The sequence below is a fragment of the Qipengyuania sp. L-5Y genome, assembly GCF_056859455.1.
In genome coordinates this window covers 50768-68512 of record NZ_JBSXOM010000032.1, presented here as the reverse complement: position 1 = coordinate 68512, position 17745 = coordinate 50768, and the positions used below count along the sequence as shown (strand labels likewise).

Annotated in this window: 15 protein-coding genes; 10 read left to right on the top strand and 5 right to left on the bottom strand. The window is 59.9% G+C overall.

Annotation, left to right across the window (positions count from 1 at the left end; all coding sequences use genetic code 11):
- The first annotated feature begins 9 nt into the window (after window positions 1-9).
- Window positions 10-1908 (top strand): XrtA/PEP-CTERM system amidotransferase, encoded by a 1899-nt coding sequence (locus AC13F2_RS13960; RefSeq protein WP_482965554.1) that lies wholly within the window; start codon window positions 10-12, stop codon window positions 1906-1908.
- Here AC13F2_RS13960 and AC13F2_RS13955 read toward each other — a convergent pair.
- The 4 genes from AC13F2_RS13955 to AC13F2_RS13940 all read right to left on the bottom strand — a co-directional run bounded on the left by AC13F2_RS13955 (window position 1905) and on the right by AC13F2_RS13940 (window position 5069).
- Complete coding sequence (locus tag AC13F2_RS13955) at window positions 1905-2603, bottom strand: pirin family protein (RefSeq protein WP_196846052.1); 699 nt, start codon at window positions 2601-2603, stop codon at window positions 1905-1907. The genes AC13F2_RS13960 and AC13F2_RS13955 overlap by 4 nt on opposite strands.
- 102 nt (window positions 2604-2705) lie before the next feature.
- Window positions 2706-3818 (bottom strand): cell division protein ZapE, encoded by a 1113-nt coding sequence (gene zapE, locus AC13F2_RS13950; protein ID WP_482965553.1) that lies wholly within the window; start codon window positions 3816-3818, stop codon window positions 2706-2708.
- On the bottom strand, window positions 3815-4282 hold the full coding sequence (locus tag AC13F2_RS13945; protein WP_482965552.1) for a PaaI family thioesterase: 468 nt from the start codon (window positions 4280-4282) through the stop codon (window positions 3815-3817). Before AC13F2_RS13945 ends, zapE begins: the two co-directional genes overlap by 4 nt.
- A gap of 4 nt (window positions 4283-4286) precedes the next feature.
- Window positions 4287-5069 carry a succinate dehydrogenase iron-sulfur subunit gene (locus AC13F2_RS13940; RefSeq protein ID WP_103023741.1) on the bottom strand — a complete coding sequence of 261 codons (783 nt, stop codon included), beginning with the start codon at window positions 5067-5069 and terminating at the stop codon, window positions 4287-4289.
- A 154-nt stretch (window positions 5070-5223) separates the two neighbouring features.
- Between AC13F2_RS13940 and AC13F2_RS13935 the strand changes: the two genes are divergently transcribed.
- Both AC13F2_RS13935 and AC13F2_RS13930 read left to right on the top strand, forming a co-directional pair.
- Entirely contained in the window at window positions 5224-5949 is a 726-nt protein-coding gene (locus AC13F2_RS13935; RefSeq protein WP_482965551.1) for an SDR family NAD(P)-dependent oxidoreductase, read from the top strand.
- 153 nt (window positions 5950-6102) lie between these two features.
- Window positions 6103-6726, top strand: coding sequence for a class I SAM-dependent methyltransferase (locus tag AC13F2_RS13930; protein ID WP_247714433.1), 624 nt, complete (start codon window positions 6103-6105; stop codon window positions 6724-6726).
- Between the two features lie 39 nt (window positions 6727-6765).
- Here the strand turns inward: AC13F2_RS13930 and AC13F2_RS13925 are convergent, their stop codons facing one another.
- Entirely contained in the window at window positions 6766-9456 is a 2691-nt protein-coding gene (locus AC13F2_RS13925) for an Rne/Rng family ribonuclease (protein ID WP_482965550.1), read from the bottom strand.
- Window positions 9457-9906: 450 nt separating this feature from the next.
- On the opposite strand from AC13F2_RS13925, the gene AC13F2_RS13920 reads away from it, so the two are divergent.
- The 7 genes from AC13F2_RS13920 to AC13F2_RS13890 all read left to right on the top strand — a co-directional run bounded on the left by AC13F2_RS13920 (window position 9907) and on the right by AC13F2_RS13890 (window position 17743).
- Window positions 9907-10770 carry an N-acetylmuramoyl-L-alanine amidase family protein gene (locus tag AC13F2_RS13920; RefSeq protein ID WP_482965737.1) on the top strand — a complete coding sequence of 288 codons (864 nt, stop codon included), beginning with the start codon at window positions 9907-9909 and terminating at the stop codon, window positions 10768-10770.
- Between the two features lie 63 nt (window positions 10771-10833).
- The gene (locus AC13F2_RS13915; protein WP_222828067.1) at window positions 10834-13332 is read left to right on the top strand and encodes a penicillin-binding protein 1A; all 2499 of its coding nucleotides are present in this window, start codon (window positions 10834-10836) and stop codon (window positions 13330-13332) included.
- Between the two features lie 43 nt (window positions 13333-13375).
- Window positions 13376-13918 carry a peroxiredoxin gene (locus tag AC13F2_RS13910; RefSeq protein ID WP_103023746.1) on the top strand — a complete coding sequence of 181 codons (543 nt, stop codon included), beginning with the start codon at window positions 13376-13378 and terminating at the stop codon, window positions 13916-13918.
- A gap of 77 nt (window positions 13919-13995) precedes the next feature.
- Window positions 13996-15123, top strand: a complete 1128-nt coding sequence (gene prfB / locus AC13F2_RS13905) for a peptide chain release factor 2 (protein ID WP_196846060.1) — start codon at window positions 13996-13998, stop codon at window positions 15121-15123.
- A gap of 32 nt (window positions 15124-15155) precedes the next feature.
- Entirely contained in the window at window positions 15156-15875 is a 720-nt protein-coding gene (locus tag AC13F2_RS13900) for a class I SAM-dependent methyltransferase (protein ID WP_222828224.1), read from the top strand.
- A gap of 4 nt (window positions 15876-15879) precedes the next feature.
- A complete protein-coding gene (locus AC13F2_RS13895; protein ID WP_482965549.1) occupies window positions 15880-17286 on the top strand; it encodes an NAD(P)H-dependent flavin oxidoreductase in 1407 nt (468 codons plus the stop codon).
- Window positions 17279-17743, top strand: a complete 465-nt coding sequence (locus AC13F2_RS13890; protein ID WP_482965548.1) for a GNAT family N-acetyltransferase — start codon at window positions 17279-17281, stop codon at window positions 17741-17743. Before AC13F2_RS13895 ends, AC13F2_RS13890 begins: the two co-directional genes overlap by 8 nt.
- Window positions 17744-17745 lie beyond the last annotated feature (2 nt).

The window sequence follows — 17745 nt, the reverse complement described above, 5'->3', positions numbered from 1 at the left end:
CGCTCGCATATGTGCGGGATCGCCGGGATTTTCCATTACGAGACGGTAAAGCCGGTCGATCCCAAGCGGGTCGAACGGATGACCGACGCGTTGGCGCACCGCGGTCCCGACGGTAGCGGCGTCTGGACTGCACCGGGCGTCGGACTTGGTCACAGACGCCTGTCGATCATCGATCTCGACGGATCTCCACAGCCCATGCGTTCGGCGGACGGGCGCGCCGTGATCGCGTTCAACGGCGAGATATATAATTATCGCGAACTGCGCCGCGAACTGGAGCGCGGCGGAGCACATTTCCGGACCGATGGCGATACCGAGACCATTCTTGCCGCCTGGCAGAAATGGGGCGTGGATTGCCTGTCCCGGCTCGATGGGATGTTCGCATTTGCGCTCTACGACATCGACCGGCGGCAGCTCTTCCTCGCCCGCGACCGTTTCGGGGTGAAGCCGCTTTATCTGGCGCAACTGGAGGGCGGCGCGCTCGCCTTCGCCAGCGAAATGAAGGGCCTTCTGGCCAATCCGCTGATGCGCCGAGTGATCGATCCACTGGCGATCGAAGACTATATGACTTGGGGCTATGTGCCCGATCATCGCGCCATCCTGAAAGGGGTTGAGAAGCTTCCGGCAGGACATTTCCTGCTACTGGATCATGGCCGCGAGCCTGGCCCGCCCAAGCAATGGTGGGACATGGATTTTACCAGGCGTGAGAACGGGCGAACCGAAGACCTCTCCGCGCAGCTTCTCCACCTGATGCGCGAAGGCGTGACGAGCAGAATGGTTTCCGACGTCCCTCTGGGCGCGTTTCTGTCCGGAGGCGTCGACAGCTCATCCGTCGTCGCTTTGATGAGCGAGAGCAGCGCCGCGCCCGTCACCAGCTGTTCGATCGGGTTCGATGTCGAAAGTGTCGATGAGACGGCTTACGCGCGACAGGTCGCCAAACTGTTCGCCACCGACCACCACGAAAGGATCGTATCCTCCGACCAGTTCGGCGATATCGACCGGATCGCCGCGATCTTCGACGAGCCATTCGCGGATGCGAGCGCGCTGCCGACCTTACGGGTATGCGAATTGGCGCGCGAACATGTGACAGTGGCATTGTCGGGCGATGGTGCCGATGAAGCGTTCGCCGGATATCGACGTCAGGCATTCCATGCACGCGAAGAGCAGGTGCGATCTGTTCTACCGAGCGGGCTGCGCGAGCCGGTGTTCGGAACGCTCGGACGTCTGTGGCCGAAAGCGGACTGGGCACCGCGCCCGCTGCGCGCGAAAACTACCCTGCTGTCTCTCGGGGGCAGCGGTGAAGCTGGCTATGCACGGGCCTTGGCGATCCTTTCGCCCGAGCAGCGCGAATTACTTTATGATGCGGCGTTCCTGCGCGAACGTGGCGATTATCGGGCGGAGCAACCGCTGGAAGAGCTGATGCGAGATGCGCCTGCGCGAAGCGGTCTCGACCGGGCGCAATATGCCGATCTCAAGTTCTGGCTGCCCGGAGACATCCTGACCAAGACCGACCGGACGAGTATGGCAGTAGGACTGGAGGCGCGCGAGCCACTGCTGGATCATCGCCTGATCGAATTCGGTGCGCGTCTGCCGCACCGCGAGCGTCTACGCGGTACGAGCGGCAAATGGCTCATGAAGCGCACGATGGAGCGCTACCTGCCCGACGACATATTGTATCGGCAGAAGCAGGGTTTCGTCACGCCACTGGCGGAATGGTTTCGTGGACCGCTGGCAAGCGAGGCGAGGGCGATTGCATCCAGCGAACTGCTCACGGGCAACGGACTGTTCGCCCGCAAAGCGCTTGCACGGCTTGCGGACGAACATATTTCGGGGCGGTCCGATCATGGCCGCGTCCTATGGCAATTGCTGATGCTAGAGCGGTCACTCCGTCATCTCAAGCCGAGCGCTTAGCGCGCGTCGACCAGCACGATTTCGGCGTCTTCGAGCGCTTCGACAAGGATCTCCGTCTCGCCGGTCACAGCGATGCCATCACGTGGTTGAGCCTCGATCCCGTTGACCTTTACCCGTCCCGTGGGGGCGACGAGATACTGGTGGCGTTCGCCCGACGTGGTCCATGTGGCGGTCTGTCCAGCAGCGAGTGTCGTTGCGGCAACCTTGGCGTCGGTACGAATGGGGAGGGCATCGTCGGCTTCGGGCGTGCCGCTCGCAAGAACGGCAAACCCGCCTTCGCGCGTCGCTTTCGGAAATTCGCGCTGACCCCAGCCCGGCTTTTCGCCCGTACGATCAGGGATGATCCAGATCTGAAACAGCGTGGTGTCTTCCCCTTCCAGATTATATTCGGCATGGGTGATACCAGTGCCTGCGCTCATCACCTGAACATCGCCGGCGGCGGTGCGGCCTTCGTTACCCAGGCTGTCACGATGAGTGATCGCTCCGGTGCGCACGAAAGTGACAATCTCCATGTCGCGGTGCGGATGCGGGGGGAACCCGGATTGACCCTGGATCGTGTCATCGTTCCAGACCCGGATGTTGCCCCACCCCATACGGTCGGGATCATGATAATTGGCAAAGCTGAAATGATGACGCGCATCGAGCCAGCCGTGATTGGCGTGCCCAAGGGAAGCGAAAGGACGAATATCGATCATGGTCAAAGTCTCACATCGGCGGGGTGTTAACGCCGGTATGCGCCTGATGTGGGACCGACGAGAGAGCCGTCAAGAAACACCGCTGTAACTGCCCCGGCAGGCTTAGGCGACACCGTGACCGCGAGCCATGTAGTCGCTGCTCTGCATTTCCTTCAGGCGACTTACGGTCCGTTCGAATTCGAACGCACCGTCGCCGGCGGTATATAGGTTTTCCGGTTCGGCGGCCGCCGTGGCAAACAGCTTCACATTGTTTTCGTAGAGCGCATCGACCAGCTTGGTAAACCGGATGGCCTCGTTGCGGTTGTCGGGCGACATGGCGGGAATTCCGACAACGATCACGGTATGGTAGGCATGTGCGATGGCGAGATAGTCTGCCGCCCCGCGATTTTCGCCGCATAATCGCTTGAAGCTGAAAACACCCACGCCCTTGAGGCTTTTGGGGACGTGCAAGGTCCGCCCGCCACCGAGATCGAGATCGGCGCTGGGCACGTTGGCGGCATCTTCCGGCTTGTAATCGGTCAGGCGGAAGAAGGCTTCGCGCACCTGCGCAGTGGCGTCATCCCCGAGCGGGGAATGCCAGGTTGCGATGTCCCCCAGCCGGTCCATTCGGTAGTCGGTGGGCCCGTTGAGCGAAACGACATGGAGATCTGCCTCTATCAGGTCGATGAAGGGCAGGAAGAGGGAGCGGTTCAGACCGTCCTTGTAAAGATCGCGGGGAGGCCGGTTGCTGGTGGTAACGATCGTAACACCCTGATCGCGGATAAGAGCCGTGAAGAGGCGCGCCATGATCGCGGCATCGGCCGTATTGTTGACGACCATTTCGTCGAATGCGAGGCAGCGTACATCCTGCGCGATATCACGAGCGACCTTGCCAGTCGGATCGCCCGGATCGGATTCACGGCGCTCGCGAATGCGGCGATCGACCTCCAGCATGAATTCGTGGAAATGCACGCGTCGCTTTTCATCGATGCCCAGAGTTTCGACGAAGAGGTCCATGAGCATGGATTTGCCGCGACCGACGCCGCCCCACATGTAGACGCCCTGCGGGTTAGCCTTTCTGGCGCGGAACAATTGCGAAAGCAGACCGCCTGAACTTTCCGCCTCCAGATCCTTCTGCAGCCGGTCCAGCCGTTCGGCAGCGCGGCGCTGGTCGGGATCGGAACGCAATTCGCCAGCGGCGACCAGCCGCTCGTAGCGGGTGAGCATACCGATCATGAGGCAGGGCGACGCTTCATCTTCTTTACGATACCGGAGAAGCTGGCAACGGTATGTTCTTCCTGTTCCACGATACCGCGCACGAATACCATGCTGCCGGTCTCCCGAACGATTTCGCACACCGCATTGAGCGGGCGATCGGGTTTCCCGCCGCCGACGAACTGGGTGGAAAGTTCCACTGTCACCGATGGACCGGCATTGCCGGATCCGATCGTGTGCATGGTGGTAAACAGGCTGATGTCGATCAGCGACAGCGTCACCGCACCATGAACGATGCCCTGCAGGTTTTCATGGCGCCGTTCAGGAAACATGCGCAGGCGGGCTTTCCCGTCATCGTCCACACGGGCGATGAGCTTGCCCATCACCGCGCCGTTGAACAGCGTCCGATCTTTCAGGTTCCAATGCCGCCAGCCGGGATTTTCCGGATCTGGACCGTGTTCGAAAACGTCGTCGGGTAGTGCCAAGGGATCAGATCGCGCGTTCGGCGATCATCTTCTTGGTTTCGGCAATCGCCTTCGCTGGGCTTAGCCCCTTGGGGCAGACGTTCGCGCAGTTCATGATCGTGTGGCAACGATACAGGCGGAACGGGTCTTCGAGCTGGTCCAGACGTTCGCCGGTCATCTCGTCGCGGCTGTCCGCCAGCCAGCGATAGGCCTGCAGAAGGATTGCAGGGCCGAGGAATTTGTCGGAATTCCACCAGTAGCTCGGGCATGCGGTCGAGCAGCAGGCGCACAGGATGCATTCGTAGAGCCCGTCCAGCTTTTCACGCTGTTCCGGCGTCTGCAGACGTTCCTTGCCCGATGGGGTCGTCGATACCGTCTGCAGCCAAGGGCGGATGCTGGCATACTGGGCATAGAAATGCGTGAAGTCGGGAACGAGATCCTTGATCACGTCCATGCTGGGAAGCGGCGTGATCCGCACTTCACCTTTCAGATCTTCGATAGCGGTAGTGCAGGCGAGACCGTTCTTCCCGTTCATGTTCATTGAACACGATCCGCAGATCCCTTCGCGGCAGGACCGGCGGAAGGTCAGCGTCGGATCGATTTCGTTCTTGATCTTGAACAGAGCGTCGAGGACCATCGGACCGCAATCGTCCAGATCGATCTCGAACGTGTCGTAACGCGGGTTTTCGCCGCTGTCGGGATCGTATCGATAAATCTTGAACTTGCGGATGCGGGCGCCGCCCTCGGCCTTGTGGTCGCGGCTCTTGCCGGTGATCTTCGAATTCTTGGGAAGGGTGAAGGTCGCCATGTGCAGTATCGGTCCTGTTGCTTGGTGAAACCCATTAGCGCTTGTGGCGCGCGGTGCAAGGGCGTGCGCATGCACAATTCGACGAGCTGGCCCGGCAATTGCCGTACAGAGACGCCGGGAACCGCTTGGCCGGGCAATGGTCTGAACAGATATCATGGCGACAGAAAAGACAGTGCGCCGGGCCGCGATCTTTGGCGCGAGTGGTGGCATCGGAAACGCGCTTGCCACGGCTCTGGCAGATCGCGGCACGGAGGCCTGGGCGGGCAGTCGCTCGGGCAGGGCGGTCGACGGTCGGTTTCGGGGGTTCCGTTTCGATCTGACTGATGAGAACTCGATTGCTGCTGTGGCGGAGCAAATGGCCGAAAATCCGCCCGACATGGTACTGGTCGTAACCGGTGTTCTGACACTTGCCGACGGGACCGGGCCCGAGCGATCGTTCCGCAAGCTCCGCGCAGAGGCCATGGAAGAAGCGTTTCGCATCAATACGATCGGACCTGCGCTTATCGCCAAGCATATGCTGCCGCTGCTGCCGCGCGATGGGCGCGCGTTCTTTGGCGCGTTGTCGGCCAGGGTCGCATCCATTTCCGACAATGTACTGGGTGGCTGGCACAGCTACCGCGCCAGCAAGGCGGCGCTCAACATGCTCATCAAGAATTTCGCGATCGAGATGAAACGAACGCACAAGGGTGCGGTCGTGGTCGGCCTGCATCCCGGAACTGTCGATACGGATCTTTCCAAGCCGTTCCAGTCCAACTTGCCGGATGGTCAGGTGGTCCCTCCTGCGCAAGCGGCGGCCAACCTGTTAGCTGTGATCGATAGTCTCGAACCGGGCGATAGCGGGAAGCTGTTCGACTGGCAGGGAGCGGAAATTCCTGCCTGAGGGCAGGGTGAATTTTACGGTGTAAGCAGGCGATCGCACCGTTTCCTCGTCAGCCTGCCAACCCTTTACGGACAGGAAGAAACGACTTGTCGCCGTCAAGAAACAGCGTAGCCTTCGATTTGTCGCGCAACCGGAGGATATTGCGCTGTGGGGATGAAAGCCTGGTACGATGACCACGTGATGCCGCGAGTGATCACGGCTGCATGCGGGCAAGAAGGGATCGAGAAGCGGCGGCGCCAGATCGTGCCACTCGCCCGAGGCCGGGTTTTCGAGATCGGCTGTGGTGGCGGGCTCAATCAGGCACTTTACGACGCCGACGCGGTCACATCGTTCTCGGGCATAGACCCCCATGCAAAACTTTTAGACGGCGCTCGTAACCGCGCCCGCGCGAAGGGTTGGAGCGTCGATATTCGCCAAGGTGTAGGGGAGGACATCCCTTTTCCGGACGGATCTTTCGATACGGTAGTCTGCACCTACACACTGTGTTCGGTCGATGATCCCACGAGTGTGCTATCCGAATTGCGACGGATTCTAGCTCAAAATGGAAGGCTTCTGTTCCTGGAACATGGGCGTGCGCCTGATGCGGCGGTCGCTCGCTGGCAGGAGCGGATCGAACCGGTTTGGAAACCATTGGCGGGCGGCTGTCACCTGACCCGCCCAATCGGCTCTGCCCTGCGAGCGGCAGGCTTTGCCGTGGAACCCCTCGGCCAGGCCTATCTTAAGAAAGCACCCAAGGTGATGGGGTGGATGGAATGGGGTGTAGCGCGCAAGGCATAAGGATCGACGAGCCATCGGCCCGCCGATCCTTCTAATAACCTAGTCGTCTCCGAAAGTCCGCTGCCACCAGCCGCGCTTCGGCGCGGGGGCCTCTTTCGGCTGTTCAGGGGCTGCGTCCGGCGCTGCCGGCAGATCGGCTTCAGGCTGTGCTTGCGAAGCTTCGCTCGCAGGGTCAGCCTCGGCCTTGGCAGCCGTCTTCTTGGCGGGAGCCTTCCGGCGTGTCCGCTTCGGTTTTTCTTCCTCGATAGACGCTTCAGACTGCTCGGGCGCAGCTTCGACAGCAGGTGCTTCGGCGTCGGCCTTTTTCTTGCGCGGTGCGCGCTTCTTCGGCTTGGGCTTTTCGGCCTCTTCCGGTTCCGCTGCCGCTTCGGGCTCGACCTTCTTCTTGCGCGGCGCGCGCTTTTTCGGCTTCGGTTTTTCTTCGGCTTCCGTATCGGCAGCAGCCTCGGCCGTTTCCGGTGAGTCTTCGGGGCCAGCGACAACAGCCATGTCTTCTACGACCACTTCGGAAACTTCACCGAGTTCATCGGTGTCTTCCGAAGTCATATCGTCCGACTTCTTTCCGCGACCACGTCCGCCACGGCGACGGCCACTGCGGCGACGGCGCTTCTTCGGCTTGTCGTCGCCGTCTTCATCATCGCTTTCGTCGCGCGTCTCGTCTGAAGCTTCGTCGCCATCGTCATCATCGTCGCCGTCTTCGTCGTCGCGCTGACGGTTCTTGTTGCGGCCACGGCCCCCGCGCCGGCGGCGGCGCTTCTTGCGGGGACGATCATCATCGTTCTCGTCCTCGTCGGTTTCCTCATCCTGCTCGGGCAGGTCTTCTTCTTCGTCGTCTTCCTGAACAATCGGTTCGAAGCGCGGGGCATCTTTCGGCTTCGGCCCGTGGCTCGACACGGTCATCTTCGCGCCTTCTTCCTCACCCTCGGGCACGACTTCGACCGTTACGCCATAGCGCTGTTCGATCTCCATGAGATCGGCGCGCTTTTCGTTCAGGAGATAGATCGCCGCTTCGGTGCTGGCGGCGAGGCGAATGATCGATCCCTTGCCCTTGGCCGCTTCGTCTTCGATCAGGCGAAGGGCGGACAGACCTGCGGAAGATGCAGTGCGGACGAGGCCGGTCCCATCGCAATGCGGACAATCACGGGTGGTCGCTTCGAGCACGCCGGTGCGTAGACGCTGGCGGCTCATTTCCATCAGGCCGAAGCTGGAGATACGACCGACCTGGATACGGGCACGGTCGTTCTTGAGCGCTTCTTTCATCGCCTTTTCGACCTTGCGGGTGTTCGAATGATGCTCCTGATCGATGAAATCGATGACCACCAGACCAGCCATGTCGCGCAGACGCAGCTGGCGAGCGATTTCGCGCGCTGCCTCGAGATTGGTGTGAAGTGCCGTCTGCTCGATATTGTGCTCTTTGGTCGAGCGTCCGGAGTTGATGTCGATCGACACCAGCGCTTCGGTCGGATTGATTACGAGATATCCGCCCGACTTAAGTTGTACGACCGGATCGTACATGGCCTTCAGTTCGTCTTCCGCACCGTAGCGCTGGAACAGAGGCACCGGATCAGAATACTGTTTAACCCGCCGTGCGTGGCTGGGCATCAGCAGCTTCATGAATTCCTTGGCCGATTTGTAACCGGGTTCACCTTCGACCACGACTTCTTCGATTTCGCGATTGTAGATGTCGCGTATTGCGCGCTTGATAAGGTCGCTGTCCGAATGGATCAGTGCCGGCGCGCTGGAGGACAAGGTGCGTTCGCGAATTTCATCCCAAAGGCGGGCGAGGTAGTCGAAGTCGCGCTTGATTTCCGTTTTGGTGCGGCTGAGCCCAGCCGTTCGGACGATAAGGCCCATCGATTTGGGCAAGCTCAGATCGGAGACGACCTGCTTGAGCCGCTTGCGGTCAGATGCCGACGAGATCTTGCGGGAGATACCGCCACCATGACTGCTGTTCGGCATGAGGACCGTGTAACGCCCGGCCAGGCTGAGATATGTCGTTAATGCAGCACCCTTGTTGCCGCGTTCTTCCTTGACGACCTGGACAAGCAGAACCTGGCGGCGCTGGATGACATCCTGGATCTTGTAGCGACGGCGCAGCGCCATGCGCTTGGCGCGGGCTTCGTCGACTTCCTTGGCACGGCTCCGGCCACCTTTGCCCTGTCGCCGTCCACGGCCGCGGCGGTTGCGGTCACGACCTCGCGATCGACCGTCTTCGTCGGAATCCTCATCGGACGAATCGTCATCGTCATCGTCGCCATTTTCCATGTGGCCTTCTTCGATCGTAGCGACATCGTCCTTGTCGGACGTATCGACTTCTTCGAGGCCATCTTCGGCAAGGTCTTCGGCGAGCGCTTCGGAGCTTTCATCATCCGCGTCGTACTCGTCGCCCGGCATTTCGCCGCGTTGCTCTTCCTCATCGCGCAGTCGTTGCTCTTCTTCTGCAGCTTCGGCTTCCGCAGCGAGCAGGGCTTCGCGGTCTTCCTTGGGTATCTGGTAATAATCGGGATGGATTTCGCTGAAAGCCAGGAAACCGTGACGGTTGCCGCCAAAATCGACGAACGCTGCCTGAAGCGACGGTTCGACCCGGGTTACTTTAGCTAGATAGATGTTTCCTTTGATCTGCTTGTGATCGGCAGATTCGAAATCGAATTCCTCAATCCGGTTGCCTTTGAGCACCGCCACCCGGGTTTCTTCCTGGTGGCGCGCATCGATTAGCATGCGCGTTGCCATTGATATGTCTCCAGCCGCGACGGGACAGGTGTGATCCTGAATCTGCGCGGCGTATTATGTTGGAAAGTCCGCGGCCCGATCCGGGCTTCGCGGTGTTTGTGAACCGGCCAGGTCCAGCAACTGCATGGGGCCGGGTATTTGTGAGTGCCGAGCATGCCTTGCGCATCTGCAGCGCTGTCCGGCCCGAAATAGCGGCAAAGGCAATCGCCTGCGCTGCTGTTATCGGGGAGAAACGGGCCATGTCCGGCATCAACCTGTATTAATTTGGGCCTTCACGGCGGAAGCCGTTGTGGCCTGAAAAAGAACGGCTTTTTTCGGTGACCCTCTTCGTCGCGCAATATTCGCGCCGATCGGAGGCACCTCGTAACCGATGAACTATCGCTAGCACCGTGGGTTTCGCACGGCAACCATATTGCGTCATTGGATAACAAGGCGGTAACCGTGCCCGTAATGACGATGCGCGCGCAAATCCTTTTGCTGACGTTGCTGCCGCTCGCAGTGCTGGCTGTACTCGCCATGACAGCCGTGCGTATTCCCGTTCCTGAGATAGGCCGGGGCTACGTCGTTCATATCGAACTTCCCGTTGCGGATACGCCAGGATCGCTCCCAGACGTGGAGGGGGCGAACAGCGCACCGCTGGTTGTGATAGATGCCGGCCACGGAGGACATGATCCCGGGGCGGCGGGTCAAGGCTATCGAGAAAAGACTATTGTGCTCGATCTGGCGAGGGCACTGCGCGATGAGCTCGAGAAAGGGGGTGGGGTGCGCGTCGCACTGACGCGAGACGAGGATCGCTATCTTGTTCACGCCGAGCGGGTCGATATCGCTCGCAAGCTCGGTGCCGATCTGTTCATATCGATCCATGCCGATAGTGCCGGAGACGCTGCCGATGTAACTGGGGCCAGCATCTATACGCTGTCTAACCAGGCTTCCAGCCAGGCGGCTGCTCGTTTCGCTGAACGGGAGAATGCATCCGACCGATTGAACGGTGTCGATGTCGGCGGTGAGAGCGACGCTGTAAGCACCATACTGGTCGAATTATCGCAACGCAGGACGCAGGAAAAGTCGGACGAGCTGGCTCGGCTGATCCTTCGCGAGGCTGACGGGGTCATCGATTTTCATCCGCAGGCGCGCCGATCAGCAGCACTGAAGGTTTTACGCGCGCCAGACGTGCCATCGATCCTTTTCGAAAGCGGCTTCATAACTAACGAAGAGGATGCGCAGCGTCTCGCTTCTCCCGAAGGTAGATCACGGTTCGCCGAAGTCATGGCGCGGGCTATCCGCATTTATTTCGCGCGACAGCAAGAAAGCTGACCGGCCAACACTCTTCGTTCTGGCGAATTACAGAATTGGCGTGCTAGAGGCCGATCCCATACCATGTCCGAGCAGTCAGCCCTTCAATATTATCGCTATCGTATCATGCGCGATCCCAAGCGCCTGATCGATTGGTTCAATGACAATTGGGCGCATAGCCGCAGGCTGCGCTTCGCATGTTACCTTGGCGGGTTCGCCATCGTCATGCTCCTGCTGGCATGGGCGACGCTCGGTCGCAATCTTCCCGACGCCGAATCGCTTCTGGAGTATGAAACGCCGCTGCCCACAGTAGTGCGCGGCATCGATGGCGAAATCGTCAACACTTATGCCCGCGAACGGCGCGTCCAGCTCCAGTATGTGGATTTTCCGGAGAAACTGATCGACGCGTTCCTTTCTGCCGAGGACAAGACCTTTTTCAGCCACGGCGGGGTAGACATTACCGGAACGGCGAACGCGGTAATCGATTATGCCACGAAGTTTGGTTCCGGCCAGCGCGCGGTGGGTGGCTCGACCATTACCCAGCAGGTCGCCAAAAACCTGCTGCTTGGCGACGAATATTCGGTTACCCGCAAGCTCAAGGAAATGGTCCTCGCCACACGCATCGAAAGCGTGCTGACCAAGCAGGAAATCCTCGAACTGTATTTGAACGAGATCCCGCTTGGGCGACGCAGCTTCGGTGTGCAGGCTGCCGCTCGCGCTTACTTCGACAAGGATGTCGGTGATCTCGATTTGAACGAGATGGCGTTTCTGGCCATCCTGCCCAAGGCACCCGAGCGTTACGGCCGCGCCCGCTATCACGACCTTGCTATCACCCGCCGCAACTTCGTGCTCGACCAGATGGTCGCCAACAATTTCGTCACGGCCCAAGAAGCCGCTGCGGCCAAACGTCAGGATCTGGGCCTCGTCCAGCAGCGCAGCGAGCGTTCTGCCGATGCCGGCTATTTTCTCGAAGAAGTCCGCCGCCAACTGATCGATAAGTTCGGCGAGACGGCAGACGATGGCCGCAACAGCGTTTATGCTGGTGGGCTGTGGGTGCGCACTTCGCTGGATACCGAGCTTCAGCTTGCGGCACGCGACGCGCTGCGCAAGCAGCTGATCAGCTATCATGGCAATCGCGGCTTTACGAAGCCTATCGCGACACTCAATCCCGACAATGGCGATCTGACGTCGCAGTTGGCTTCATCGAACATTTCGATCAATTACGAGGACTGGCGTGTGGGCGTGGTGACTGCCCCCGGGCGGATTGGCTTTTCCGATGGCGAAGAGTTCGCCTTGTCGGGCGGGCCTTCTTCGCTGGCCGTCGGCGATGTTGTTGCTGCGGTCAAATCCGGTAGCGGTTATGCGATCCGCGGCGTGCCCGAAGTATCGGGCGCATTTCTGGCAGAAGCCCCACAAACCGGACGCATTCTTGCCATGCAGGGCGGCTTCGATAGCCGACTTGGCAGCTTTAATCGCGCGACCCAGGCGCTTCGACAGCCCGGTTCGACCATCAAACCGTTCGTCTATGCATCCGCGCTCGATCACGGCATGACGCCGGCCACGCAGGTCCCGGACCAGACCTTCTGCGTGTGGCAGGGCGCCAATCTTGGCGATAAATGCTTCCGCAACTTCGGTGGCGGGGGCGGCGGTGTCCACACTTTGAGGTGGGGTCTCGAACAGAGCCGCAACCTCATGACGGTCCATATCGCGGACGACACCGGCATGGACAATGTGATCAAGACGATCGACCGCATGGGGATCGGCAAATACGAACCGTATTATTCCTTCGCCCTGGGTGCCGGCGATACGACCGTTGCGCGGATGGTGAATGCCTATGCCGCACTGGCCAATTGGGGACGCCAGAATGATGGTTCTGTCATCGACTACGTCCAGGATCGCGACGGCAAGGTAATCTATCGGACCGATCGTCGGAATTGCACCGGCTGCAACATGGCTGAATGGGATGGACAGCCGATGCCGCGTTTCGAAGTTTCAGGCCGGCAGGTGCTCGATCCGCGAACCGCATTCCAGATGGTCCACATGCTGCAGGGCGTCGTAACCCGCGGGACAGCCGTGCGTCTGCGCAGCCTCGACCTGCCGCTCTTCGGAAAGACCGGCACTACCAACGGACCTACCAACGCATGGTTTGTCGGGGGCTCGCCCGACATTATCGCAGGTATGTACGTCGGTTTCGATCAGCCCCGCAATCTTGGGGGTTGGGTACAGGGCGGCAATACGGCTGCGACAATCATGAAGCGCTTTATCGAGGCGACGAAGGATCGTTGGCAGGCCGAGGATTTCGTTGCACCGCCGGGCGTCCGCATGGTCAAGATCGATCGTCGCAGCGGCAAGCGCGTGTTCGAAGGAACGCCTTCGGACGAGCCGACAGCGTCAATCATCTGGGAAGCTTTCAAGCCCGATACGGAGCCACCGCGGGCAACACGGTCGGACGAAATTGCAGCCAAGCGTAATGAGATTCTCGAGCTCATTCGTCTGGCGAGGCAGGGTGCGCAGCGTGCACAGGCCAACCAGGATGGCGTCCGTGCCGACGACTTCGTCGAGGAGCAGGGCGGAATATATTGATCGCGGCTTGGCAGGGGCGCTTCGAAGGTCCATTATAGGTGTCATGAAGATACTGCGCACAGTCATCGTTGCGGCCGCCCTCGGCCTTTCCGCTTCGCCCGCTCTCGCTGCTCTGGATAAGGGCGCGGAGGCACCGCGGTTTACCGCACAGGGCGCGATGGCAGGCAAGCCGATCCGGGTCGATCTCGCCACCTCGCTCAAGAAGGGGCCGGTCGTCCTCTACTTCTTCCCGGCAGCTTTCACATCGGGCTGCAATCTGGAGGCCCAGGCTTTCGCCGAGGCAATGGATGACTTCCGCAAGGCGGGGGCCACCGTGATCGGCATGACCGGTGGCAATACCAATCAGTTGCGCGAATTCTCCGCCAAGCATTGCGCAGGCCAGTTTCCCGTTGCTACCGCGTCTAAGGACCTGATCGAGCGCTATGACGTTTCGCTGGGCCTTGGCGCAGACAAAGCCGGATGGAGCGACCGAACGACTTATGTCATCGATCGCGATGGCAAGGTGGCTTTTTCCTATTCGAACCTGAAGCCACAGGAACATGTGGCACGCAGCCTCGCGGCGGTGCGTTCGCTCGCGCGCAAGTAGGCCGCCTGCAGCATCTTCCCCGCGCCGCGCGTCTGCGCTAGGCGGCGCGCCCGCACATCTTTTGCCAGGAGAGTTCCATGCGTGCCGAAGGGCAGGCCCATATCGAAAGGATCGAAGCCGCTTTGGCGCTGGTCCGCCAGTCGCTCGACTGGGAGCGGGCGTTACGCCGTCTCGACGAGCTCGATGCGCGCGTTCAGGACCCCAATCTGTGGGACGATCCCAAGCAGGCGCAGGCTGTCACACAAGAGCAGAAGCGCCTCGAAACGGCGATCAATACTGTCCGCGAGATCGAGGCCGAGATGGCGGATGCCATGGAGTTCGTCGAAATGGGCGAAGCCGAAGGCGATGCCGAAGTGGAGCGCGAAGGGCTCGATACTCTGGCGAGTCTGGGCGAACGTGCCGATCGCGACAAGGTGCAGGCTTTGCTTTCAGGCGAGGCTGACGGGAACGATACCTATCTCCAGATCAACGCTGGCGCGGGCGGTACCGAAAGCCAGGATTGGGCGGATATGCTCCTGCGCATGTATGCGCGCTGGGCCGAACGTCGTGGTTTCAAGGTGGAAACGGTGGAATATGCGGCCGGCGAACAGGCCGGGATCAAGAGTGCGACTCTGCTAATCAAGGGCGAGAACGCCTATGGTTATGCCAAGACCGAGAGCGGTGTTCACCGCCTCGTTCGCATAAGCCCATACGACAGCTCCGCGCGGCGCCACACCAGCTTCAGTTCGGTATGGGTATATCCCGTGATCGACGACGACATCGACATCGAGATCAATCCATCGGATCTGAAGATCGATACCTATCGCGCGTCCGGAGCGGGCGGACAGCACGTTAACACGACCGACTCAGCTGTACGAATCACGCACCAGCCCACCGGCATCGTCGTCGCGAGCCAGAACGATCGCAGCCAGCACAAAAACCGTGCGACCGCCATGAACATGCTGAAAGCGCGCCTTTTCGAACGTGAGATGGCAGAGCGCGAGGCCGCGGCTTCGGGGGAATATCAGGAGAAGAGCGAGATCGGGTGGGGGCATCAGATCCGGTCCTATGTTCTCCAGCCGTATCAAATGGTGAAAGATCTGCGCACCGGTGTGCAGTCTCCGACGCCGGATGACGTATTGGATGGTGCGCTTGATCAGTTCATTTCGGCTGCGTTGGCGCAGCGAGTGACTGGCGAGACGGTCGATGTGGAGGATGAGGATTGAAACCCGTTGCGGTCTTGATCCTTCCGCTTGCCATGCTTGGCGCGTGCAAGGGGCAGGTTCTCGTCGATGACGACGAGCCGCGCTTTCCTGAGCCAGACAGGGCTGTGTCCGACTTGGGTTCGAACCAGTTTTCGACTGAAGACCAGCGAGACAGTCGCGGCGAAGCGAAGACGGTGATGGATCTCGCCGAAATAGAAGACGGAATGACGGTGGCCGATATTGGCGCTGGAAACGGCTATTACACCGTCCGACTTGCGGAACGGGTTGGCGCGGATGGGCGGGTGTTGGCGCAGGATATCGATCGCGATGCTCTCAACCATTTGGGCCGGCGGATCGAACGGCAAAGGCTTGAAAACGTATCGATCCGGCAGGGCGAACTGGCTGATCCCAAGCTGCCGGAAAACAGTTTCGACCGCATCTTCATGGTGCATATGTATCATGAGATCGCACAACCTTACGAATTCCTGTGGCGCATGTGGCCTGCCTTAAGAAAAGGTGGGCAGGTGATCGTGGTCGACATCGATCGTGCGACGGACAAGCACGGGATCGATCCCTTGCTGTTAAGCTGCGAGTTCAAAGCCGCAGGGTATGAACTCGTCACCTTCAAGGATTCGCCTGAACTGGCCGGGTACTATGCACAGTTCAAGGCAGCCGCTACGAGGCCGGAACCCGGAGAGATACAGCCATGCCGCGGCGAACGTGCTGCGCTGGGCAACGAGGCGCAGGGCGCCCGCAAAGAAAAGAAAGCGTAATCCAATGAGTTTCAAGGGTCTGGAGCCGATAAGCTATGGCGGCAAGGAAGTCTGGCCACTGGTCGAAGGTGGCAAGGGCGTTTCCGCAACCAACCATCTGAGCTCCGGCGCATGGGCAGCCGCTGACGGCATTGGAACTGTCAGCGCAGTCAATGCTGACAGCTACGACGACGATGGCAATCCAATCCCCCAAGTTTACCCGCAGGCGACGCGTAAGGAGCGGTTCGAGCAACTGGTTCGTTATGCCATAGACGGCGCGACCGAACAGGTGAAGCGCGCCCATGAAATTTCCGGTGGCAAGGGCGCCATCAATATCAACGTGCTGTGGGAAATGGGCGGTGCGCAGCAGGTTCTGGAAGGTGTGCTCGAAAACTGCCCGGGATTGGTCACCGGCGTCACTTGCGGCGCAGGTATGCCGTATAAACTTGCGGAAATCGCGGCGCGTTACAACGTGCACTATCTGCCCATCGTTTCCTCGGCCCGTGCCTTTCGGGCATTGTGGAAGCGCAGCTACTCCAAGGTTCCCGATCTCATGGCAGCCGTGGTCTATGAAGATCCCTGGTTGGCTGGCGGACATAACGGCCTGTCCAACGCCGAAGATCCGACCAAGCCTGAAGATCCATACCCTCGTGTCGCTGCGCTGCGCGAGACCATGCGCAAGGAAGGCGTGTCGGAAGATACCGCCATCGTCATGGCCGGCGGCGTGTGGTTCCTGCGCGAATGGAACGACTGGATCGACAATCCCGAAATCGGCAAGATCATGTTCCAGTTCGGAACTCGTCCGTTGCTGACGCATGAGAGCCCGATCCCGCAGATATGGAAGGACATGCTTCGCACGGTGGAACCGGGTGATGTGCTGCTGCACAAATTCAGCCCGACAGGCTTTTATTCCAGTGCGGTAAAGACCCCCTTCCTCTACGACCTGATGCATCGGTCGGATCGGCAAATTCCGATTTTCAAGCGCGATGAGGAAGATGGCACCGTTCCACTGTCGGATCACGGTAAAGCCAAGTATTTTTGGGTTCATCCGGGCGACCAGCGCAAGGCGCTTTCGTGGATGCATGAAGGATTTTCCGAGCCGCTCAAAACTCCCGACGATACAGTGGTCTTCGTGACTCCCGAAAGCGCTGAGCAAATTCGCGAGGACCAGCAAGCCTGTATGGGCTGTCTGTCGCACTGCCAGTTCAGCAGCTGGAAAGATCACGATAATCACACGACCGGCCGGCTCGCCGATCCGCGAAGCTTCTGTATTCAAAAGACCCTCCAGGATATCGCCCATGGGGGCGATCCGGACGAGAATCTCGCCTTTGCGGGGCATGCTGCCTATCGCTTCAAACTAGACCCGTTCTATTCCAATAATTTCACGCCGACCGTGAAGGAACTGGTCGACCGTATCCTGACAGGTGACTGATTTGGAAGTCGGCGTCGCCAACCTCGCCGACGCCGATGTTCGCGATCTAATCGCTCTGCATCAGCGGCAAATGTATAATGCATCGCCGCCAGGAACGTCGTTCGCCCTTGATCTCAGCGGCCTCGAACGACCCGATGTGACGGTCTTCGATGCAAGGCAGAACGGCGAGTTGCTTGGCATTGGAGCGCTCATGCAGCTTTCGTCGGCAATGGGCGAGATCAAGTCCATGCGTACAAAGGAACTGGCACTTCGCCGCGGTGTGGGGCAGGCATTGCTGGACGCGATCACGTTTGCCGCCCGAGACAGGTCTTTGAAACTCTTGGTGCTGGAAACCGGAACGGGACCTGTCTTCGAACCGGCGAACCGCCTCTACCTGCGAAATGGCTTCGCTCGGCGAAGCGCCTTCGGCAATTATGTCGAAACGGAATTCAACGTCTTCTACGAAAAACGTCTCTGACT